The organism is uncultured Treponema sp., assembly GCF_934725225.1.
Taxonomy (GTDB): Bacteria; Spirochaetota; Spirochaetia; order Treponematales; family Treponemataceae; genus Treponema_D.
Genome location: NZ_CAKVAM010000001.1, coordinates 79,156 through 100,376, shown reverse-complemented (window position 1 = coordinate 100,376; position 21,221 = coordinate 79,156). Strand labels below are relative to the sequence as shown.

General features: G+C 42.1%; 19 protein-coding genes and 2 tRNA genes. 18 read left to right on the top strand and 3 right to left on the bottom strand.

Going from position 1 to position 21,221, the window contains the following annotated elements; all coding sequences use genetic code 11:
• Positions 1–61: 61 nt before the first annotated feature.
• Positions 62–1,234, top strand: coding sequence for a phosphoribosylaminoimidazolecarboxamide formyltransferase (locus Q0H92_RS00595; RefSeq protein WP_296010425.1), 1,173 nt, complete (start codon positions 62–64; stop codon positions 1,232–1,234).
• A gap of 198 nt (positions 1,235–1,432) precedes the next feature.
• On the opposite strand, the gene Q0H92_RS00590 is transcribed toward Q0H92_RS00595, so the two are convergent.
• From Q0H92_RS00590 to Q0H92_RS00580, 3 genes are read right to left on the bottom strand one after another with little or no spacing between them, the layout of a single operon-like run.
• Entirely contained in the window at positions 1,433–2,209 is a 777-nt protein-coding gene (locus tag Q0H92_RS00590) for a class I SAM-dependent methyltransferase (RefSeq protein WP_296010424.1), read from the bottom strand.
• The gene (gene lgt, locus Q0H92_RS00585; protein ID WP_296010421.1) at positions 2,181–3,182 is read right to left on the bottom strand and encodes a prolipoprotein diacylglyceryl transferase; all 1,002 of its coding nucleotides are present in this window, start codon (positions 3,180–3,182) and stop codon (positions 2,181–2,183) included. The genes Q0H92_RS00590 and lgt overlap by 29 nt, the downstream gene beginning before the upstream one ends.
• 6 nt (positions 3,183–3,188) lie before the next feature.
• Complete coding sequence (locus Q0H92_RS00580) at positions 3,189–4,340, bottom strand: AAA family ATPase (RefSeq protein ID WP_296010412.1); 1,152 nt, start codon at positions 4,338–4,340, stop codon at positions 3,189–3,191.
• A gap of 159 nt (positions 4,341–4,499) precedes the next feature.
• Here Q0H92_RS00580 and Q0H92_RS00575 point away from each other — a divergent pair, with 159 nt between their 5' ends.
• The 17 genes from Q0H92_RS00575 to rpoC all read left to right on the top strand — a co-directional run bounded on the left by Q0H92_RS00575 (position 4,500) and on the right by rpoC (position 21,080).
• Positions 4,500–5,222, top strand: coding sequence for a hypothetical protein (locus Q0H92_RS00575; protein ID WP_296010409.1), 723 nt, complete (start codon positions 4,500–4,502; stop codon positions 5,220–5,222).
• A 75-nt stretch (positions 5,223–5,297) separates the two neighbouring features.
• On the top strand, positions 5,298–5,909 hold the full coding sequence (locus Q0H92_RS00570; RefSeq protein WP_296010406.1) for a polysaccharide deacetylase family protein: 612 nt from the start codon (positions 5,298–5,300) through the stop codon (positions 5,907–5,909).
• Positions 5,910–6,320: 411 nt separating this feature from the next.
• Positions 6,321–6,551: a hypothetical protein gene (locus Q0H92_RS00565; protein WP_296010403.1), complete on the top strand. Its 231-nt coding sequence runs from the start codon at positions 6,321–6,323 to the stop codon at positions 6,549–6,551.
• Positions 6,490–7,551: an SUMF1/EgtB/PvdO family nonheme iron enzyme gene (locus tag Q0H92_RS00560; RefSeq protein WP_296010400.1), complete on the top strand. Its 1,062-nt coding sequence runs from the start codon at positions 6,490–6,492 to the stop codon at positions 7,549–7,551. The genes Q0H92_RS00565 and Q0H92_RS00560 overlap by 62 nt, the downstream gene beginning before the upstream one ends.
• Before the next feature lie 119 nt (positions 7,552–7,670).
• Positions 7,671–8,177, top strand: a complete 507-nt coding sequence (locus tag Q0H92_RS00555; protein WP_296010397.1) for a hypothetical protein — start codon at positions 7,671–7,673, stop codon at positions 8,175–8,177.
• A gap of 36 nt (positions 8,178–8,213) precedes the next feature.
• The gene (epsC, locus tag Q0H92_RS00550) at positions 8,214–9,077 is read left to right on the top strand and encodes a serine O-acetyltransferase EpsC (RefSeq protein ID WP_296010395.1); all 864 of its coding nucleotides are present in this window, start codon (positions 8,214–8,216) and stop codon (positions 9,075–9,077) included.
• A gap of 121 nt (positions 9,078–9,198) precedes the next feature.
• A tRNA-Thr gene (locus tag Q0H92_RS00545) sits at positions 9,199–9,271 on the top strand.
• Positions 9,272–9,302: 31 nt separating this feature from the next.
• Positions 9,303–9,479, top strand: coding sequence for a 50S ribosomal protein L33 (gene rpmG, locus Q0H92_RS00540; protein ID WP_177528792.1), 177 nt, complete (start codon positions 9,303–9,305; stop codon positions 9,477–9,479).
• Positions 9,480–9,516: 37 nt separating this feature from the next.
• A tRNA-Trp gene (locus Q0H92_RS00535) sits at positions 9,517–9,589 on the top strand.
• Between the two features lie 26 nt (positions 9,590–9,615).
• The gene (gene secE / locus Q0H92_RS00530) at positions 9,616–9,795 is read left to right on the top strand and encodes a preprotein translocase subunit SecE (RefSeq protein WP_288566840.1); all 180 of its coding nucleotides are present in this window, start codon (positions 9,616–9,618) and stop codon (positions 9,793–9,795) included.
• 9 nt (positions 9,796–9,804) lie between these two features.
• Positions 9,805–10,362, top strand: a complete 558-nt coding sequence (nusG, locus tag Q0H92_RS00525) for a transcription termination/antitermination protein NusG (RefSeq protein WP_013702579.1) — start codon at positions 9,805–9,807, stop codon at positions 10,360–10,362.
• Between the two features lie 194 nt (positions 10,363–10,556).
• A complete protein-coding gene (gene rplK / locus Q0H92_RS00520; RefSeq protein WP_013702578.1) occupies positions 10,557–10,991 on the top strand; it encodes a 50S ribosomal protein L11 in 435 nt (144 codons plus the stop codon).
• Complete coding sequence (gene rplA / locus Q0H92_RS00515) at positions 10,991–11,668, top strand: 50S ribosomal protein L1 (protein ID WP_013702577.1); 678 nt, start codon at positions 10,991–10,993, stop codon at positions 11,666–11,668. Before rplK ends, rplA begins: the two co-directional genes overlap by 1 nt.
• A complete protein-coding gene (gene rplJ / locus Q0H92_RS00510; protein ID WP_273353404.1) occupies positions 11,668–12,264 on the top strand; it encodes a 50S ribosomal protein L10 in 597 nt (198 codons plus the stop codon). Before rplA ends, rplJ begins: the two co-directional genes overlap by 1 nt.
• Positions 12,265–12,430: 166 nt before the next feature.
• Positions 12,431–12,805 (top strand): 50S ribosomal protein L7/L12, encoded by a 375-nt coding sequence (gene rplL, locus Q0H92_RS00505; RefSeq protein ID WP_013702575.1) that lies wholly within the window; start codon positions 12,431–12,433, stop codon positions 12,803–12,805.
• Positions 12,806–13,045: 240 nt separating this feature from the next.
• Positions 13,046–16,603 carry a DNA-directed RNA polymerase subunit beta gene (rpoB, locus tag Q0H92_RS00500; protein ID WP_296010390.1) on the top strand — a complete coding sequence of 1,186 codons (3,558 nt, stop codon included), beginning with the start codon at positions 13,046–13,048 and terminating at the stop codon, positions 16,601–16,603.
• The gene (gene rpoC / locus Q0H92_RS00495) at positions 16,596–21,080 is read left to right on the top strand and encodes a DNA-directed RNA polymerase subunit beta' (RefSeq protein ID WP_296010385.1); all 4,485 of its coding nucleotides are present in this window, start codon (positions 16,596–16,598) and stop codon (positions 21,078–21,080) included. Before rpoB ends, rpoC begins: the two co-directional genes overlap by 8 nt.
• Positions 21,081–21,221 lie beyond the last annotated feature (141 nt).

Here is a 21,221-nt window from a genome sequence, read left to right as displayed (position 1 = left end):
AAGATTCTCGTGTCAAGCACAAGAATGACAGTTAAGAAACTAAATAATTTTGGAGTTTAATATGAAAGAACTTGAATTGAAATATGGCTGCAATCCGAATCAAAAGCCGGCTAGAGTTTACATGGAAAACGGAGAGCTTCCTGTAACTGTTGTAAATGGAAAGCCCGGATATATAAACTTGCTTGACGCGCTTAACGGCTGGCAGCTTGTAAAGGAATTGAAAGAAGCGACTGGACTTCCTGCGGCAACATCTTTTAAGCACGTTTCTCCTGCCGGAGCTGCAATCGGCCGTCCTTTGAGCAGCACTCTTAAGCAAATCTATTACACTGATGATGTTGATCTAACACCTTTGGCTTGCGCTTATGCAAGAGCGCGCGGAGCAGACAGAATGTCTTCGTTTGGAGATTTTATTGCTCTTAGCGACCAGTGCGACAAGTCAACTGCTCTTTTAATAAAGAAAGAAGTTTCCGACGGAATAATTGCTCCGGGCTATGATGATGACGCTCTTGAAATTCTCAAGGCAAAGAAAAAGGGCGGATATTGTGTTCTTCAAATTGATGAAAACTATGTTCCGGCTGAAATAGAAAAGAAGCAGGTGTTTGGCGTAACTTTTGAGCAGGGGCACAATTTTATAAAGCTCGATGACAACTGCTTAAAAAACATTGTAACAAAAAACAAAACTCTTACAAAAGAAGAGCGCGACAACCTTTTGATTTCCCTGATTATCTTGAAATACACTCAGTCAAACAGCGTCTGCTATGTAAAGGACGGACAGGCAATTGGAATTGGAGCCGGACAGCAGAGCCGCATTCACTGCACACGTCTTGCAGGCGACAAGGCAGACAAATGGTGGCTTAGACAAAGTCCGCAGGTTTTAAACTTAAAGTTCAAGGCTGATATAAAAAGAGCCGACCGCGACAACACAATCGATGTTTACACAAGCGATGACTATGACGATGTCCTTGCTGAAGGAACTTGGCAGAATTTCTTTGCGGAAAAGCCAGCTGTATTCACACGTGAAGAGCGCAAGGCTTGGATTGCAAAAAATACTGATGTTGCAGTTGGAAGTGATGCTTTCTTCCCGTTTGGAGACAATATTGAACGCGCGCACAGAAGCGGAGTAAAAGTCATTGCTCAGCCAGGCGGCTCAATCCGTGATGACAATGTTATTGAAACCTGCGATAAATACAACATGGTTATGGCGTTTACAGGAATCAGGCTTTTCCATCACTGATATTTTTTTGCTATCTTCATGGCGGGTGTCATTATCCCTGTTAGATTCCTGTGTTAACGTTTACCTTGCAGCGTACTGCACAGGAATTATGTTATGTCATTATCGGGCTTGACCCGATAATCTATTGAAATTTTATAACAGATTCCCATGTCGTAGCATGGGAATGACAGTAAAATATAAAATTCAATGTTTAGTCTTTCAGTTTTTCAAAACATCTACAAGGTGGGAGCCTGCGCCTAAAAGTTCGGGGCGTTCAGCATTGCAAATTTGGTATTCAATGAATTTTTCAAAAGTTTCTTCTGACATTGCGTTCAGTTCTTTGCGCATAAAGTCCGCAGGTCCGTCTGGAGAAAATATCTTTATCCGCTTGAGTCCGCTTAAATTATTCAGCCTGTCAATATCTTCTAGGCGGACATAGTCGTAAAGCTCATTTTCTTTTGGCACAATGTGAAAATCTTTGGAAACATTTCCACTTTTTATAAGCTCAAGGATTCTGTTTTGCGCAAAGCAATATGAAAGAATGCTGTATTCGTTTAAAAGATACGCGGCAAAAATCGTTCCGCCTTTTTTTGTTATTCTGCGCGCTTCTTTTAATGCTGTAAGTTTTTCTTCTTCCTTGTGAAGATGATAAAGCGGACCAAAAAGAATTGTTGCGTCAAAAGTTTCATCTGGCAAAAAGCTAAGGTCAAGCGCATTTCCCGGCCAGCATTTTACGCGCTCGTGCTTGGATTCAAGTATTTCAAGATTGTGCTTTACAAGTTCAACTGCCGTAACGTCAAAACCTTCTTTTGCAAGCGCAACTGAATATCTTCCTGTTCCGGCTCCAATGTCCGCAATTTTAAAAAGCTGTTTGTTTTGCGCAGGAAGAAAATCGTGGATGTATTTCATTGCGACTGCTAATTCAACTTTGCCGTGCCGTGTCAAAAGCCTGTTTTCTTCTTTGTGCTTATTGTAGTGCTTTTCTATTTCCGTCATTTTTTTTGTTCAGCATTGCAAGGATAAAAATCATAAGGATTCCGCCTGCAATCATCATAAGGCAGAAAATTTGTCCTGTGCTAAGATTTAAAAGCGAAGTGTTTGTATAAATTGCAGCGTCTTTCGTTGCGGAAATTCTGTAGCCAATGTCTGCGTCTGGCTCGCGGAAATATTCTATAAAGAACCGCACAAATCCGTAGCCAACTGTGTAGCACGCTGTAAGAAATCCGTCGAACGGTTTTTTCTTTCGCAGGCGCAAAATAAGAACAAAAAGCAAAAGTCCTTCAAAAAGAGCCTCGTAAAGCTGGCTTGGATGCCGCGGAAGATTTACAAGCCTTGCGCCGTCAAGAGACATTCCTATTGAAGAAGCGAATTCCTTTACCCAGTCCAAGCTTGAAGAAAAAGTTTCTGCGCGCGGAAAAACAATTCCCCAGGGAGCTTTTGTTATTCTGCCGTAAAGCTCGCCGTTCATAAAGTTTCCGATTCGTCCGAAAGTGTAGCCGAGCGGAATTGCAACTGCCATTGCGTCAATCCATTTGAGTGCTGGTTTTTTGTGTTTTTTGCACCAGATTAGCATTCCCACAAGTCCGCCGAGGAATCCGCCGTGATAGGACATTCCCGCAAGACCTGTGAATCTTTTTGTTACTGTGTCGAACGGCCAGAAAATCAGCCAAGGCTTTTTCCAGTAAAGCCCGGAAGTGTCATACACAAGCGTTGAAAAAATCCGCGCGCCTGCCAAAAGAAAAATAATTCCGAATGCGATAAAGCTAAAAATGTCGTCTTCCGTAGTTTTTGAATCTGGTGTGTCCAATGCGCCTTCACGCTGAATTTTCCGCAGAATATAAAAAGCAGTTCCAAATGCGATTATGTACATAAGACCGTACCAGCGCACAAGTCCCAAAAGCGGAACTCCGGGAAAAAGCTCCGGGTGAATCCAAGACGGATATTTTATATATAAAAGAGAATTTAGCATTTTGTCTTACACCTTGAAGCCTTTTGCCGCTGCTTCCAGAAGTTTTTTCTTTAATAGATTGTTTTCGTTTTTCAGCCTTGTAAGCTCGTACTGCTGCTGCTTTAAAGTTTCCGCAAGTTCCCCGGCAGTAAGCGCGCCAGTTCCTGCAAGTTCTTCAATGTAAGCCATTTTCTGCCCAAAGTCATCGTTGGCTTCTTCCGTGGCAATTTCAAATGAAGTGTCTGAAGCCTGGGTTATGTCGTAGCTGTCGTCGAACTTTAAAGTTTCAGACTGAATTATTTTTTCTGCGATTCTGTAGATTGCTTGTCCTATAATTGACTGCGGCTTGTAAACAATGACCGGCAGCCTTGAAGAAAGAGCCTTGTCCTGCAAAGTGTCGCGGTAAATTACGCCAAGATGATCCAAGTCCAAATCCAAATACTGCTGGCATGAACGGCGGATTCTTTGCGCTCTGTCTGCGTCCTTTGGATCGTCTATCATGTTAAGAACGAGCCGCGGATGAAATTCATTTATGCGCTTTTTGAACAATGCAGTTCCTTCCGGGTCTTCTTTTTCAAGAATTTCAACAAGCTTTGGAATATAAAGCCGCTGGAGCGAAAGCGAATCTTTTTTTAGAGACTCAAGATATTTGTAGCCTGCGCTTCCTTTTTTGAAAGTGTTGTACATCATGCGGAACATTACATTCTTAAGGAACAGATAACCGTTCAGCGTGGCGGTAACTGTCGGAGCTGTAACAACAATTCCCTGCGGAGAAAGAAGAAACATATCAAGAATTGTAAGATGAGTTCCTGCTCCCAAATCCAGAATCAGATAGTCGAATTTAGATTCCTGTTTATTGAAGCTTTTTATAAGCTCGTTTTTCTGGCTGACTTTGAGCGAAGTAAGCCCCGGAATTTCAGAGTCGCCTGCAATAAAACTTACATTGTCGTAGTCCGTCGGGCAAATTATGTCTTCAAACTTGCTTTCGCCTGTAAGAAATGTGCCGATTCCTGCTTTTGGATTAGGATGGCCTATTACAAGGTGAAGGTTTGAAGCTCCCAAATCCAAGTCAATGAGAAGAACTTTTTTGCCTGCCTGACCAAGGGCAATTGCAAGGTTTGCGCTTAAAAGGCTTTTTCCAACGCCGCCTTTGCCGCTTGCTACTGGAATAATCTGCATAATGCAATTGTATCATAGAATACTTTGATTTTAAAGACAGAGTTTAAAAAATAGGTCTGGTAAATCTTGTTGCGCAGTCTGCTTGCTATTTTCTTGCGTAACTTTTTTAGAAATGTTAAATTTCAATCAGTGAGAGAAGAATTATTTATGGAAGAATATATGAAAAAGATTGTTTTTTTTGTCTGCCTAGTTTTTAGTTTTGCTTGTTTTGCTCAGGCTCCTGATTTTAACCTTGATGCTGAAAATGCGTTTGTCCTTGATGCCAATTCTATAGCTGGAAAAGCAAGAGAAGATGTAAAACTTATAAACGAAACTGACGAGCAGCTTGGCTTTGAGGTTTATTATTATGATAACAAAAATGCCTCATGGCAGTTCTATGGAAGCACATACTTAAAGGATTTTTACGATTCAGAAGATGTTGACTCCCACATGGAAGACCGCATTTCTCAAATTCAGTATTTTGCAGTAGTTCCTAAAAACCATAAATCTTACAATTACCGTGTACAGAAAATTGATAATGACCTTTGCATTTTTGTAATGCCAGATTCCGAATTTGATTTTGAAAAGGAACTTGAAACCGCCTTTATAATTGATTCAGACAATATAAAAGGCAAGTTTTATGAAGAAATAGAGTTTGTAAATCTTACTGACGATTATGGAATTTCATTTGCTGTCTATGCTTCTGATTGCAAGGATAAAGGCTGGAAAAAAGCCGGCGGTGTTATTCTGCAAGAATATAATGACTCGGAAGATTTGGATTCTCCTATTGAAAAAACACTTCATAATTTTAGATACTTTGCAGTTGTCTCAAAAAACGGAAAAAAGTACAATTTTGAAGCAAGAAAACAAAAAGGCGACCTTGTTATATTTGTAAGAAATTAGTGCGGGACAGCTCGTTTTCCGCTGGAATTTTGTATAATAAAATGTCTTTTCATTTGGAGAGTACAAAAGAAGTTTATGAAGCATATAACGCTTTCGTTTGATGATGGACCTAATGCAAATATTATGGCAGACATGCTGGATGTTCTTGAATTTAATGAGATTCCAGCGTCATTTTTTTTAGTCGGAAACAAAATTAACGAAGAGTCTGCAAAAGTTGTAAGGCGCGCATTTAAAATGGGATGCGACATTCAAAATCATTCGTTTACGCATTCCGATATGTCAAAAATGAGCATAGCCATGATTCAGGACGAATATGAAAAAACTGAATCCCTTATAGAAAAGTGCATCGGCAAAAGAAGTGAATTTTTCCGTCCGCCTTATATCAGCGTAAGCGTCAATATGTACAAAGCTATAAAAGTTCCCTTTATTGGCGGAAAAAGCTGCGAGGATTGGCTTCCTGAAATTACTGCTGAACAAAGAACTGAGCGTATTTTAAAATCTGCGGAAGATGGACAGATTGTGCTTCTTCACGTAATGGAAGAAAATTATGCTACAGTTCAGGCTGTTAAGTCCGCCATTCCAGTTTTAAAATCCCGCGGCTATGAATTTGTAAACCTGCCAGAACTTTTTAGAATAAAGAATATAAATCCTTGTATTCCATCGCATATTTGGACAACAATAAAATAGAATAGATTTTGCTTTATTTTTCCACACGGATTTGAAAAATCTAACGGTTTCTCTACTAACAGTCAACTAATCTATTTACCCTGGGTAAACAATATATTTACCTGTGGTAAATAGACTATTTTCCTAAGGTAAATAAGCTATTTGCCAATGGAAAATAACGTATTTACTCAAGGAAAATTCTCAATAAATTTTCGCCAAAAAGTTGTTTTTTGAAATTTATTCAGTATAATGTAAAATAGATTCTTGAAAAGTTTGTTATAACAGAGATTCCAAACCGAGTTTGCTACGCAAACGTCGCAGCATCAACTGCGGGAATGACATGAAAATGTTAGGAAAACTGTCATTTTCGGGCTTGACCCGCGATGTTTCTGAAAGAAACTCGGTCAGAAATCAATTCATTGGAGGTCTTTTATGAAGAAATTTATTGTTCCGGCTTTATTTGCGTTTTTATTTGTGGCTGCGTCCTGCATGAACATGAGCGGCGGCTCTGAAAAAGGTGGGTCAATCCGTGTGGCTTTGCCGGGCGGACGCTATGTTTACAACAAAGAAAATGCCGACAAGTTTGTTGTGCGTGTAACAAATGAAGTTTATTCTGAAACGAAAGGTTCTGTGGGGGGGGGTAATAGAGTTCACAGAACTTGAAGCCGGCGAATATACCGTTGAAGCGGAAGCGAGAGATTCTGCGAACAATGATGAGCTTATCGCGTCTGGAAGTACTGCTGTAACAGTAGAAGAAGGAAAAACCGCGGACTGTCCGTTAAGCATGATTCTGTTTTCTGCGGATAATATTGTTATAAATGGAAAGGAATATAAAAAGACAGCCCTTGCAGATGTAATTGAGAAAGCCACAACAATTACAGGAAGCGGAAGCTCAGGCGTTTTTATTGACGGTCGCACAGTAACTTTAAGTCCTTACAGCATAGGAAAATACGAAGTAACGCAGGAACTTTATGAGGCTGTAATGGGAGAAAATCCGAGCAAACAACAAGGAGACTCTTATCCTCCTGAAGACGGTGAAACTCAAGAACTGCGCCCAGTTGAAGGTATATATTGGTATCATGCAATTTTGTTCTGCAATAAACTTTCTATATTAATGGGACTTGATAAATGCTATGAAATTCAGTCGAATGGCAGTGAAATTGACTATGACAATATTGACCTTAGTAATATTAAGGCAGTTGCTCCAAACTGGCAAATTTCGTATAAACTAGAAAATAACGGCTATCGTTTGCCTACAGAAGCAGAGTGGGAATTTGCAGCCCGTGGCGGAAAACAAGATGGAAGCAACTGGAATTACACTTATGTTGGCAGTAAAGATATAGATAAAGTTGCTTGGTATAATTATGATGATAATAGAGCGACTAAGAAAAGCCATGAGGTTGGGCTAAAAAAATCCAATAGCCTTGGACTTTATGATATGAGCGGAAACTGCTGGGAGTTTTGTTCTGATAGATCAAACAATATTTCTGAAATGGAAGTAACAGATCCTGTTGAAAGCGGAACAGGATGCATACGTAGAGGTGGAAGTGTTTTTGATACAGACTCTAAAAATATTTTTAGTCGCTCTTACCAATCTGAAAATGAGCTAACACAGTTTCTTTACAAAGATAACGGTTTCCGCCTTGCGCGTACTATAAAATAAAAAACATGCCGTGTTTTCCCCAAATTCTCGGCGTGAAATTTAAAAGTACGGCGTGTTTTAAAAAATCTTGCGGAGTTTTTTCAATAATTACAAAACCAAAAAGGAGAGATTGTTACACCATGCTTGAACTTAATTCGTATGTTTCGTTGAACGGCAAAAATTACCGGCTGGAAAAACTTTTGGGAAAAGGCAAGGGCGGATATTCGTACCTTGCTTCTTACGATGGAAAGTTTTTTGTTCTTAAGCAGATTCACCATGAGCCTTGCAGCTACTATCAGTTTGGCAACAAGATAATGGCGGAACTTAACGATTACGAGCGTCTAAAGAATGCCGGCATAAGAATTCCGCTTATGATTGCGCACGATGTTCAGAATGAGCGCATTTTAAAGGAATATATTGACGGCCCGACAATCGAGCAGCTTGCCAAGGAAAAACTTGTAAAGCCCGAATACATCGCTCAAGTGGAAGAAATGTGCCGCAAACTTTATCCGCTTCACCTTAATATCGACTATTATCCTACAAATTTTATTGTACAGAACGGACTTTTGTATTACATTGACTATGAATGCAATGAATATTCCGATGAATGGAATTTTGAAAACTGGGGCAAAAAGTACTGGAGCTAGCCAGTTTGCGTTGCGAAAAATTAAAAGCGAGGTCTTATGAGCGCGACAATTGACACTGCCGTAGAAAAAATACTTGAGTCTTACCAAAAGTACGGAGGAATAAACCTTGATGAAGCCATGAAGTTTCCAAACAGGGAAAATGTTATAACTGTTCTAAAGGATATTCAGTGCTTGATTTTTCCGGGCTACAGGGTCGCAGAGGAAATTGATTCGCTTACGTTGAGATTTGTTACAGGCGAACGCGTGAACCGCATAGTTTCAATGCTTACCCGCGAAATTAAAAAAGCCCTTTCTTTTGTTGTTCAGAACGACAAAGTGGAGCTTTCACACTGCTTTAATCTTGCTGAAAAGGCTTCTCTTGCTCTCATTGAGGAAATTCCAGAAATCCGCAGAAAAATCGGGCTTGATGTTCAGGCTGCCAATGCTGGAGATCCGGCGGCAAAGTCCAGTGAGGAAGTAATAGTTTCGTATCCGTGCCTTGAGGCGATTTCCGTTTATAGAATTGCGCATTTCCTTTCTGAAAGCGGAGTTCCTGTTATTCCGCGCATAATGAGCGAGTACGCGCACAGCCACACTGGAATCGATATAAATCCGGGCGCAAAAATCGGCGAAAGTTTTTTTATTGACCACGGAACTGGCGTTGTAATCGGCGAAAGCTGCATTATCGGCAACAACGTGAAGATTTACCAAGGCGTTACTTTGGGTGCTTTGAGCGTAAAAAAGGAGCTTATGAATAAAAAACGCCACCCAACAATAGAAGACAATGTTACAATTTATGCCAACGCGACGATTCTAGGCGGAAATACCGTCATCGGGGAAGGTTGCGTTATAGGCGGAAATACTTGGATTACAAAATCTGTTCCGCCGCATACAACTTTTACGCAGGAATGCCGCCAGTAAAGCTATTGTTTTAAAAATATTATTTGAATTTCAACAAATTCAGGAATCTCTTATTGACATATTTTTTCTATTAAGTTATATTTCCAAAACATACCATTTTTCAAGGGAATATTATCCCTATGCTCTTGTAGCTCAGTCGGTAGAGCACATCGTTGGTAACGATGAGGTCAGCGGTCCGATTCCGCTCGGGAGCTATAAGATTAGAAAAACAGAGGAGCAAATATTATGGCAAGCAAGAAAAAGTCAGCCGTAGAAATCATTGCATTGCAGTGCACAGAATGCAAACGCAAAAATTACACAACATACAAAAACCGCAAGAATATCACTGGCAAACTTGAAAAGAACAAGTACTGCCCGTTCTGCCGCAAAGAAATCCTTCACAAGGAAACAAAAGCTAAATAAAATATATGCCTTCTTCTAGGGAGGCTGAATATATTTTAGGTCAGTAGCTCAGTTGGTAGAGTCCCGGTCTCCAAAACCGGTTGTCGCGGGTTCGAGTCCTGCCTGGCCTGTTAATTTACAAAAGACGAGGATGAAAATGAAAAAGATTTTTCAGTTTTTTAAAGAATGTGCCGGAGAGCTTAGAAAAGTAACTTGGCCTACACGTAGCGACGTTCTTTCTTCTACAAAGGTTGTTTTCATCTCTACAATTATTGTTGCATTGATTCTTGGTCTTCTTGACTGGCTGTTTACAGAAGGCCTCCGCCTCGTATTCTAGGGGAATCAAATGGCAAGAAGCTGGTATATTCTTCAGACTTATTCAGGCTACGAACAGAAAATTCAAAGAACATTGGCAACTATGCTCACAGAGCAGAAGCTTGATTCAAATATTGTTTTTCAAGTAAAAGTTCCAATGGAAGAAGTTGTTGAAATTTCAAATGGAAAAAAGCACGTCCGCAACAATTTGATTCTTCCTGGCTATATTATGATTGAAATGGATCTTCCGCAGATTGGCTGGAAGAATACCTGCTCTTTAATCCGCCGTGTTCAGGGCGTAACTGGTTTTGTTGGCGTTAAACCTTCTGAAAAGCCGCGTCCAATTTCCACAGATGAAGCAAAAAATATCTTGCAGATGGCTGGCGAGCTTAAAGGTGAAAAACAGGTTCGCATCAAGCAGAACTTTGAAGTTGGCGAGACTGTAAAAATCACAGAAGGTCCTTTTGCAACTTTCAGCGGCGCTATCGAAGATATAAATACAGAAAAGAACAAGCTTCGTGTTAATGTTCAGATTTTTGGAAGAGCAACTCCTGTTGAAGTTGATGTTCTTCAAGTTGAAAAAATATAGGCTGCTTTTTGCAGTTTAACTTTTATGCCAGTTTTAATCAGCATTTTTGAAACTGGCTCTGATGTTTGATAGAATTTTGCATTCGCAATGAATGCTTTTTTCTTAATTTGGGAGAAGTGCAAGTCCGTTGGACATAGGCATTTCGCTAGGGTTCAGAAAATCTGATACCCACCACCAATGTAAGGAGATACATTATGGCCACAAAGAAGGTTACAGCTGTTATTAAACTTCAGTGCCCTGCCGGCGCTGCTACACCAGCTCCACCTATTGGACCGGCTCTTGGACCTCACGGAGTTTCTGCACCTAAGTTCGTTCAGGAATTCAATGACCGCACAAAGAGCATGGAAAAGGGACTTATTATCCCTGTAGTCATCACTGTCTATCAGGACAAATCTTACACATTTATTCTCAAGACTCCTCCTGCAGCTGTTCTTATTAAGAAGGCTGTTGGAATCCAGAAAGGCTCTGGAAATCCGCTTCGTAACAAAGTTGGAAAACTTTCAAAGGCGTCTCTTGAAGAAATTGCAAAACAGAAACTTCCTGATCTTAATGCAAACGACATTGAGGCTGCTAAGAAAATCATCGCTGGTACTGCTCGCAGTATGGGCGTAGAAGTGGAGGCTGAATAATGAAGCACGGAAAGAAATACCGCGAATCATTGAAGAAATATGATCCGGCAAAGGCTTATGGAATTTCAGAAGCTTGCCAGCTTGTAAAAGATCTTCACTATGTAAAGTTCGACGAGACAGTTGAACTTTCAGTTTCCCTTAAGCTGGAAAAAAACCAGACTGTACGTGATACTCTTGTATTCCCGCACCAGTTTACTGCTGAAAAGCGCGTTCTTGTTTTCTGTAAAGATGACCGTGTAAAGGAAGCTCTTGATGCAGGCGCAACTTATGCAGGTACAGAGTACATTGAAAAAGTAAAGGGCGGCTGGCTTGATTTTGATGTTGCAGTTGCTACTCCAGATATGATGAAAGACGTTGGGCGTCTTGGTATGGTTTTGGGACGCAAAGGTCTTATGCCTAACCCTAAGACAGGAACTGTAACACCAAACATTGCGCAGGCTGTCGCTGAACTTAAAAAAGGACGTACAGAATTCCGCGCAGACAAGACTGGTGTTGTTCATATTCCTGTTGGAAAAGTTTCCATGGATTCAAAAGACACAGCTGAAAACGTAAAAGTTTTCCTCACAGAACTTGAGCGCAAAAAGCCAGCTGATGCAAAAGTCGGATTTGTACGTTCTGTTTCAATCAGCTCTTCAATGGGACCTGGCGTTTGGATTGACTTTAAGGAGGCAGAATAATGGCTATTTTGGCAAAAAAGATTCAGCCTAGCAAAGCACAGGCTATTGAAGAAGCAAAGAAAGTTCTTAGTGAATATAAAGATTTTATCTTTGTTGAATACAGAGGACTTACTGTTGAGCAGATTTCAAAGCTCCGCCATTCTTTGCGTGAAAAGAATTCTCAGTTCAAGGTTATCAAGAATAACTTTGCTCGTGTAGCTTTTGACGAAATGAAAAATGATGCAGTTGCTCAGTATCTTTCTGGACCAACGGCTATTGCCATGATTAAGGAAGAGGCTAATGAATCTGCAAAAGTTTTGTTTGACTTTGCGAAAGAAGCTCCAGCCCTCGTTGTAAAAGGCGCTTGGGTAGAAGACGAGCTTTATGATGCTGCAAAAATCGAGGCGTTTGCAAAACTCCCTGGAAAGAAACAGCTCATCGCAATGCTTATGTCTGCAATCAATGGACCTGCAAGAAAACTTGCTGGAACATTGCAAGCATATGTTGAAAAACTGGAAAAAGAAGGTCCGGCTTCTGCTGCTCCAAAGGCGGAAGAGGCAGCTCCTGCGGCAGAGGCTCCAGCAGCCGAAGCAGCTCCAGCTCCAGCAGCTGAGTAAATTCAGCAGGGCAAATGCTTTTTGCGATGCCCAGAGCGGAATTTTTCCCTGCGGTCAGGCTTCATAGCTGTCGACTGTCCGCAGACAAACCGATGCAGGGTTTAGGAACAGTTTGTTTTTATCTGCACGGAAATTACTAATCATATTTGATTACGGAGAAGACAATATGGCAGCTCTTACAAATGATGAAATTCTTGAAGCAATTGCAAACATGACAGTTCAGCAGGCAGCTGATCTCGTAAAAGCAATGGAAGAAAAATTCGGTGTTTCTGCGGCAGCACCTGTAGCAGTAGCAGCAGGTCCAGCAGCGGCAGCTGAAGAAGAGCAGACAGAATTTACTGTTACTCTTGAATCTATTGATCCAGCAAAGAAGATGGATGTTATTAAGGCTGTTAAGGCTGCAACAGGTCTTGGTCTTAAAGAAGCAATGGCAATCGTTACTGGTGCTCCACAGGTTGTTAAAGAGGGAGTATCTAAGGCTGATGCTGACAAGCTTATCGCTGACATCACTGCTGCTGGTGGAAAAGTTAGCAAGAAATAATCTGGCAGATGCTTGATTGTTTTTCTTCAAGACATTTATAAAACTTGAACTCTAGCTTCAGGGAAAGGTTTTCCTTTTCCTGAAGCTTTTGTTGTCAAAAGAGCCTGCAGGTTGGCTTGAAAATAAAAATAAATCTGCCGGGACAGAGATTTCCGATAGGGCGCTTTTTCTCGTGCTGAGCAAAGTCTTTGCTTGTAGCGGTCTGGGCGTACCAGTTCATAACCCCTAAAGAGGTATTTGATGTTCGCAAAGAGCAAGAAAATTGTTCGCCAGTACATAGGAAAAGACATCCAGGATTTCATGGAGCTTCCTAATCTTATCGACATTCAGCTTTCTTCCTACGAAGAATTCATCCAAAAAGACAGAATTGAAAAAGGCGAGCCGCTTTTAAATCAAGGACTTCAGGAAGTTTTCACTTCAACTTTCCCTATTGAAAGTCCGGCCGGTGATATGTCGCTTGAATATGAATTTTATGAGCTTGACTATGCCGGAATGAAATTCACCGAGCAGGAATGCAAGAAAAAAGGTGTTTCTTATGCAGTTCCGTTAAAGGCCCGCATCAATCTTAATTTTAAAGAAACTGGAGCTATTCTCCAAAAAGATATTTACATGGGCGATGTTCCTCTTATGACAGACAGGGGAACTTTCGTTATCAATGGCGCAGAACGCGTTGTTGTAAGCCAGATTCACCGTTCGCCTGGAGTTATTTTTCAGCGCGACAAGGGCGTTTTGTCTAGTCGCATAATTCCTTACCGCGGTTCTTGGCTTGAATTTGAAATCGACCAGAAAAAAGAACTTATTTACGCAAAAATCGACCGCAAGAAGAAAATCTTGGGCACAATTTTCCTCCGTGCGCTTGGATATTCAACACGTGAAGAAATTCTAAATTGCTTCTATGTTACAGAAGATGTAAAAATTCCTTCAGATTCAGAAAAACGCGACGAGCTTTCAGGAAGAGTTCTTGGAAAACCGGTAATCATAAAAGATGAGGAAGCTGGCGAAGAAAAGAAATTGTTCCGCGCAGGCGACAAGCTTCATCCGCATGATATTGATGACCTTGTTGCAAACGGAATCAAGGAAATAAATGTAATAAAGTTCAACATGAAAAAACGCCCTGACGACAAAGAGGAAAAAAATCCTTCTTTGGACAGCGAAATGATTGTGAACTGCTTTGAGCGTGAAGAAATTGTGTTCTCTAAGGAAGGTTCTTCTACTGCGGACGAGCCTACAAAGGAAGAATGCCTTTCAAAAGTTTACGCTGTCTTGATGCCGGGCGAGCCGATTACTGTTGAAGCTGCAGAACGCGACCTTACAACTATGTTCTTTAGCGTGCGCCGCTACGACTTGGGACGCGTTGGACGCTACAAGCTTAATAAAAAATTCGACTATAAAGAGCCGGTTGAAGATGTAACACTTACAAAAGAAGACATCATCAACACAATGAAGCATCTTATAGAAGTTTACATTGGCGACGAGCCACTTGATGATATTGACCACTTGGGACGCCGCCGTGTTCGTTCTGTTGGCGAGCTTCTTACAAATCAGTTCAAGACAGCTTTTGCACGCATGGAGCGCATTGCAAAGGACCGCATGAACTTAAAGGAAACTGAAACTCTTAAACCGGGAGATTTGATTTCTATAAAGCCGATTATTTCTTCTATCCGTGAATTCTTTGGTTCAAGCCAGCTTTCACAGTTCATGGATCAGTGTAATCCGCTTGCAGAGCTTACTCATAAACGCCGTCTTAACGCATTGGGACCGGGCGGTCTTTCACGCGACAGGGCAGGCTTTGAAGTCCGCGACGTTCACTATACTCATTATGGACGAATGTGCCCTATTGAAACTCCTGAAGGTCCGAATATCGGTCTTATTGTTTCCCTTGCGATTTTTACCCGCGTAAATGAATACGGCTTCCTTGAAGAGCCTTACCGCAAAGTTGTAAACGGAAAGGCAACAAATGAAGTTGAATATCTTGATCCAATGGATGAAGATAAATACTACGTTGGTCAGGTTACAGAAGGAATGAAGGCTGATGGTTCGTTCCCAACAGACTTGGTTTCTTGCCGCCACCGTGGAGACTACACAAGCCGTTCTCCAAAAGATATTCAGTACATGGACGTTTCTCCACGTCAGGTAATTTCTGTTTCAGCTTCTCTTGTTCCGTTCCTTGAGCATGACGATGCTAACCGCGCGTTGATGGGTTGTAACATGCAGCGTCAGGCTGTTCCTCTTTTGTTCCCGGAGCCGCCTCATGTTGGCACAGGCATGGAGCAGAAGACAGCTTACGATTCTGGAGTTCTTACAAAAGCCCGCCGTGCAGGAACTGTAAAATGGGTTGAAAGCGACCTTATTAAAATCAAGCCAGATGGAGTCAAAGGCGATGTATTTGATGAATATCCACTGCTCAAATATCAGAAGACAAACAGCGACACTGTAAACCATCAGCGTCCTACAGTTCAGGTTGGCGAGCACGTTGAAGCCGGCGGAGTCATTGCAGACGGTCCTGCTACTTTCAATGGTGAGCTTGCTTTGGGACGCAATATTCTTGTTGGATTTGTTCCGTGGAATGGATACAACTACGAGGATGCTGTTCTTATCAGCCAGCGCGTTGTAAAAGAGGATATGTATACTTCTGTTCATATCCACGAGTTCCAGACTGAAATCCGTGAGACAAAACTTGGACCTGAGCGCATTACACGTGATATTCCAAACACTTCAGAAAAAATTCTTGACAATCTTGACTCTGAAGGAATTGTACGCATCGGCGCAAAAGTCCGCTCGGGCGATATTCTTGTTGGAAAAGTTACTCCAAAGAGCGAAACAGAAACCACACCGGAATTCAAGCTTTTGAATTCTATTTTCGGTGAAAAGGCAAAAGAAGTCCGCGATTCTTCACTTAAGCTTCCTCATGGAGTTCAGGGCGTTGTAATTGACATTCAGCGTCTTAAGAGAAGTGAGGGTGATGAGCTTCAGCCTGGCGTAGATGAGCAGGTAAAAGTTATTATCGCAGACAAACGCAAGCTTGTTGTTGGTGATAAGATGGCAGGACGCCACGGAAACAAAGGTGTTGTTGCCCGCATTCTTCCTGTTGAAGATATGCCTTACCTTGAGGACGGAACTCCGCTCGATGTTTGCTTGAATCCTCTTGGTGTTCCTTCGCGCATGAACATCGGACAGATTATGGAATCTGAGCTTGGAAGAGCCGGTCTTGTTTTGAATGAATGGTATAATTCGCCTGCGTTCCAGACACCTAGCCAGGAGCAGATTGCGGAAAAACTTGTTCAGGCTGGACTTTCGCCGGACTGCAAGCAGATTGTGCACGACGGATTTACAGGCGAGCCTTTCCTGAACCCAATTTTCGTTGGTGTTATATACTTTATGAAGCTTCACCACTTGGTTGACGACAAGATGCACGCGCGTTCAACAGGACCATATTCTCTTGTTACTCAGCAGCCGTTGGGAGGAAAAGCCCAGTTCGGTGGTCAGCGTCTTGGAGAAATGGAAGTTTGGGCGCTTGAGGCTTATGGTGCTGCAAATACATTGCAGGAAATGATGACAATCAAATCTGATGACATGAACGGACGTTCTAAAGTTTACGAGTCGATTGTCAAGGGTGAGCCAACAGCTCCAATCGGAGTGCCGGAATCATTCAACGTTTTGGTTCAGGAACTTCGCGGACTTGCGTTGGACTTTACTATTTATGATGACAAAGGCAAGCAGATTGCCCTTACTGAACGTGATCAGGAGCTTATTGACAAAGTAGGCGCTGGTTTTGACAAGGAGAACGAAAATGCGTGATATTCAGGATTTCACAAGCCTTAAAATTAAACTTGCTTCCCCGGAAAATATCCGTTCATGGTCTTACGGTGAAGTAAAAAAGCCGGAAACTATAAATTACCGCACTCTTCGCCCGGAGAGGGACGGACTTTTCTGCGAGCGCATCTTTGGTACAACAAAAGAATGGGAATGCTACTGCGGAAAATTCAAGTCAATCCGCTATAAAGGCGTTGTCTGCGACCGCTGTGGAGTTGAAGTTACACACTTTAAAGTCCGCCGTGAGCGCACTGGACACATTGACTTGGCGGCTCCTGTTAGCCACATTTGGTATTATCATTCAGTTCCTAGCCGCATGGGACTTTTGCTTGATTTGCAGGTGGCAGCTCTCCGCTCAATTCTTTACTATGAAAAATATATTGTAATTGAGCCGGGCGACACAGATTTAAAGAAAAATCAGCTTTTGACAGAAGATGAATATCTTGAAGCGCAGGAACGTTATGGCGGAGCATTTACAGCGGGAATGGGAGCAGAGGCAATCAAGACTTTGCTTGAAAACCTTGATCTTGATGCTCTTGCTGCTGAACTCCGTGCCAAAATGATTGAAAAAGGTCCAAAGAGCGACAAACGTCTTTTGAAGAGAATTGAAATTGTAGAAAATTTCCGCACTTCAGAAAACAAGGCTTCTTGGATGATTTTGGATGTTATTCCGGTTATTCCGCCGGATTTGCGCCCTATGGTTCAGCTTGACGGAGGACGCTTTGCAACTTCCGACTTGAACGACCTTTACCGCCGTGTAATCAACCGCAACAACCGTTTAAAGAAGCTTCAGTCTTTGTCTGCGCCGGACATTATTATCCGCAACGAAAAACGCATGCTTCAGGAAGCAGTTGACTCATTGTTTGACAACTCTAAGCGCAAACAGCGTGTTCTAAAAGGCGCTGCAAACCGTCCGCTTAAATCAATCAGCGATATGTTGAAGGGAAAGCAGGGACGTTTCCGCCAGAATTTGCTTGGAAAACGCGTTGACTATTCTGGACGTTCTGTAATTGTTGTTGGACCTGAGCTTAAGCTTTGGCAGTGCGGTCTTCCTGAAAAAATGGCGTTGGAACTTTTCAAGCCATTTATAATGAAGAAACTTGTTGACAAGGGCGTTGTCTTCAATATTAAAAAAGCCCGTTCACTTGTAGAAAGCGAATCTACAGAAGTTTTTGCAATTCTTGATGAAGTTGTCCGCGAGCATCCTGTAATGCTTAACCGCGCTCCTACTTTGCACCGCTTGGGAATTCAGGCATTTGAGCCGGTTCTTGTTCCGGGAAAAGCATTGAAGCTTCATCCTTTGGCTTGTAAAGCGTTTAACGCTGACTTCGACGGCGACCAGATGGCGATTCACGTGCCTCTTACTCAGGCTGCGCAGATGGAATGCTGGACACTTATGCTTTCTGCACGCAACCTTCTTGACCCGGCAAACGGAAATACGATTGTAGCTCCTTCTCAGGACATGGTTTTGGGAATTTACTACATGACTTCTATAAAGCCGAATGCAAAAGGCACAGGAAAATTCTTCTCTAGCGCGGATGAAGTTCGTCTTGCGGCTTCTAGCGGAGCGATTGAATGGCAGGCGGAAATCAAGGTTCACAAGAATATTCTCAACAAGTGCGTAAACAGCGACAAAGAGCCTGACAGCAAGTATATTCTTACATCTGCCGGACGAATGGCTTTCAATGAGTCAATGCCGGACGAAGTTGACTTCTACAACGAGCAGCTTGGCGACAAAAAGCTCAAGAAGATGATTGAAAGCGTTTACCACAACGAGCAGACAAGCGACAAGCGCATAAAGAATCTCATTGAAGAAAAATATCAGTTTGAAACTTTTGATGCGGAAACATTGGACAAAGTCATTGAAGATGCTTCCCTCAGAAAACAGATTGACAAAATCTACAATAGAGAAACTCCGCTTGAAGAATACAAGCTCAGAAAAATCCTTCCAAGCCTTTATGCAATTGACCGCGGCTGGCTTACAATCCAGATGCTTGACGCAATCAAAGCCTGCGGATACAAAAACGCTACATTCTACGGCGCAACTCTTTCAATGGACGATATTCTTGTTCCAGAAGAAAAAGAAGCTATGGTTGCAGAAGCAAACAAAGAAGTTGAAAAAATCGTTGGTCAGTGGAACAGCGGTGCTATTACAGCTGATGAACGCTACAACAAGTCTGTTACAGTTTGGGAAAACACAAACGAAAAGCTTACAAACCTCATGATGGACAACCTTGCAAAACACAAGGACGGATTTAACACTATCTATATGATGGCTACATCTGGTGCCCGTGGTTCAAAGAAACAGATTTCCCAGCTTGCGGCAATGCGTGGACTTATGCAGAAGCCTAACGGAGACATCATTGAACTTCCAATCCGCGCGAACTTCAAGGAAGGACTTTCAGTTATTGAATTCTTTATTTCAACAAACGGTGCGCGCAAAGGTTTGTCTGACACAGCTTTGAAGACTGCCGATGCCGGTTACATGACACGCCGTCTTGTAGATGTTGCTCAGGATGTTGTTGTAAATGAAGAAGACTGCGGAACAATCAACGGAATTGACTACGCTGCAATCAAGGACGGAGACACTATTACTGTTCCTTTGGCAAAGCGCATTGCAGGACATTATACAATTGAACGTGTAATCGACCCTGTTTCCGGCGAACTTCTTTGCGATGTAAACCAATATATAGATGAAAGTCTTGCTGAAAAAATCGACAAGGCTGGCGTTGAAAAAGTTAAGCTTCGCACAGTTCTTACTTGCGAAAGCAAACACGGAATCTGCGTAAAATGCTACGGAAAAGACCTTGCCCGCAACAAGATTGTTGAAATCGGTGAAGCGGTTGGAACTATTGCGGCCCAGTCAATCGGTCAGCCGGGTACACAGCTTACACTTCGTACATTCCATACTGGTGGTGCTGCGGAAGGTGGACAGAAAGACAACCATATTGCAATGAAATACGATGTTTACATCAAGAGCCTTGAGGGAACTCACGTTGTTGCAAAAAATGGCGACTGGCTCTTTACACGCCGTGGCTCAATGATTGTTACAAAGCTCTTCAAGTCTTATGCTTTTGATTCTTCTGATGAAGTTCTTGTTGAAGACGGAGCTTATGTCCGCAAGGATAATCCGATTCTGAAACACAAAGGACAGGAAGTTCTTGCTTCTGACGGTGGTCGCATTATCATAAAAGACAATGTGATTTACCTTACAAGCAATGACCAGAAAGTTGAAATTTCCAACGGTTCGACTGTATATTCAAAATACACAGAAGCTTCTTGCATTGCAAAAGCCGGCGAGCCTGTAGGTGAATTCGATCCTTATAGCGAGCCGATTATTGCAGAAGTTTCAGGCTACATTCATTATGAAGACATTATTGACGGCGTAACTCTTGAAACAAAGACTGATATTCAGACTGGAGCTGTTGAACGCCGTATTTCTGATCTTCACCTTGATGTAAAACAGCCTCGTATTATTATTACGGACGAAGACGGAAACGAGCTTGGAAGCTACCACATGCCGGTTGGCGCTATTTTGAGCAACGACATCAAGGACAAGGGAAAGGTTGAAGCCGGAACAACTCTTGCAAAAATGGCAAAAGACGCTGCAAAGGCAAACGATATTACTCTTGGTCTTCCTCGTGTTTCTGAGCTTTTCGAAGCGCGCAAGCCAAAGAATCCTGCTGTAATAGCAAAGATTACTGGAACTGTAAAATTCGACAAGATTGTAAAAGGAAAAAGAACAGTTATCGTTGTTGATGAATACGGAAAAGAACACAGCCACCTTGTTCCTATGGTTAAGCGTCTTCTTGTCCGCGATGGCGATAAAGTTGAAGCCGGAGAAAAACTTTGCGATGGAGCAGTAGACGCGCACGATGTTCTTTCTGTTCTTGGTGAAGACCGCCTTCAGAACTTCCTTATGGATGAAATTCAGTCTGTTTACCGCGCTCAGGGCGTAGATATTAATGATAAGCATATCGGAACTATTATCCGCCAGATGCTTAAGAAAGTCGAAATCATCAAAGTTGGAGACACAAGATTTATCTACGGTCAGCAGGTTGACAAGTACACATTCCGCGAAGAAAACGACAGAGTTGTTGCGGAAGGCGGACAGCCAGCTGTTGCTTGCCCAATGTTCCAGGGAATTACAAAAGCTGCTCTTGCCGCTGACTCATTCATTTCGGCTTGTTCATTCCAGGAAACAACTCGTGTTCTTACAAACGCTGCGATTGCAGGTTCTGTAGACAATCTTCACGGTCTTAAGGAAAACATTATTATTGGACACAGAATTCCTGCCGGTACAGGAATCCGCCAGTACAACAATGTAAAGCTTTCGGACAATTCAAGCGCCGACTTGGATGCCAAGATGAAGGAAATCCTTGAGCAGCGTATGCTTGAAATGAAGGAAGCTGAAGAAGCCGCGGTTGTTCCAGCAATGGATTCTGCTTCGGACGAGGATTAAAAATTGCCTGTCGCTAGGAAAATTCAACTTTTTCTAGCGGCTTTGGCAAAATTCCCTTGACGAAAATAGTTTGAATTCTGTAAAATTAGATACTTATTTTGTTATTCTGTCCGAGGTGCTGCTCGGCAATAATATAGGAGA

Coding starts and splice junctions, on each gene's coding strand:
- Q0H92_RS00595 (WP_296010425.1), top strand. CDS start 62: ATGAAAGAACTTGAATTGAAATATGGCTGCAATCCGAATCAAAAGCCG.
- Q0H92_RS00590 (WP_296010424.1), bottom strand. CDS start 2,209: ATGACGGAAATAGAAAAGCACTACAATAAGCACAAAGAAGAAAACAGG.
- lgt (WP_296010421.1), bottom strand. CDS start 3,182: ATGCTAAATTCTCTTTTATATATAAAATATCCGTCTTGGATTCACCCG.
- Q0H92_RS00580 (WP_296010412.1), bottom strand. CDS start 4,340: ATGCAGATTATTCCAGTAGCAAGCGGCAAAGGCGGCGTTGGAAAAAGC.
- Q0H92_RS00575 (WP_296010409.1), top strand. CDS start 4,500: ATGAAAAAGATTGTTTTTTTTGTCTGCCTAGTTTTTAGTTTTGCTTGT.
- Q0H92_RS00570 (WP_296010406.1), top strand. CDS start 5,298: ATGAAGCATATAACGCTTTCGTTTGATGATGGACCTAATGCAAATATT.
- Q0H92_RS00565 (WP_296010403.1), top strand. CDS start 6,321: ATGAAGAAATTTATTGTTCCGGCTTTATTTGCGTTTTTATTTGTGGCT.
- Q0H92_RS00560 (WP_296010400.1), top strand. CDS start 6,490: ATGAAGTTTATTCTGAAACGAAAGGTTCTGTGGGGGGGGGTAATAGAG.
- Q0H92_RS00555 (WP_296010397.1), top strand. CDS start 7,671: ATGCTTGAACTTAATTCGTATGTTTCGTTGAACGGCAAAAATTACCGG.
- epsC (WP_296010395.1), top strand. CDS start 8,214: ATGAGCGCGACAATTGACACTGCCGTAGAAAAAATACTTGAGTCTTAC.
- rpmG (WP_177528792.1), top strand. CDS start 9,303: ATGGCAAGCAAGAAAAAGTCAGCCGTAGAAATCATTGCATTGCAGTGC.
- secE (WP_288566840.1), top strand. CDS start 9,616: ATGAAAAAGATTTTTCAGTTTTTTAAAGAATGTGCCGGAGAGCTTAGA.
- nusG (WP_013702579.1), top strand. CDS start 9,805: ATGGCAAGAAGCTGGTATATTCTTCAGACTTATTCAGGCTACGAACAG.
- rplK (WP_013702578.1), top strand. CDS start 10,557: ATGGCCACAAAGAAGGTTACAGCTGTTATTAAACTTCAGTGCCCTGCC.
- rplA (WP_013702577.1), top strand. CDS start 10,991: ATGAAGCACGGAAAGAAATACCGCGAATCATTGAAGAAATATGATCCG.
- rplJ (WP_273353404.1), top strand. CDS start 11,668: ATGGCTATTTTGGCAAAAAAGATTCAGCCTAGCAAAGCACAGGCTATT.
- rplL (WP_013702575.1), top strand. CDS start 12,431: ATGGCAGCTCTTACAAATGATGAAATTCTTGAAGCAATTGCAAACATG.
- rpoB (WP_296010390.1), top strand. CDS start 13,046: ATGTTCGCAAAGAGCAAGAAAATTGTTCGCCAGTACATAGGAAAAGAC.
- rpoC (WP_296010385.1), top strand. CDS start 16,596: ATGCGTGATATTCAGGATTTCACAAGCCTTAAAATTAAACTTGCTTCC.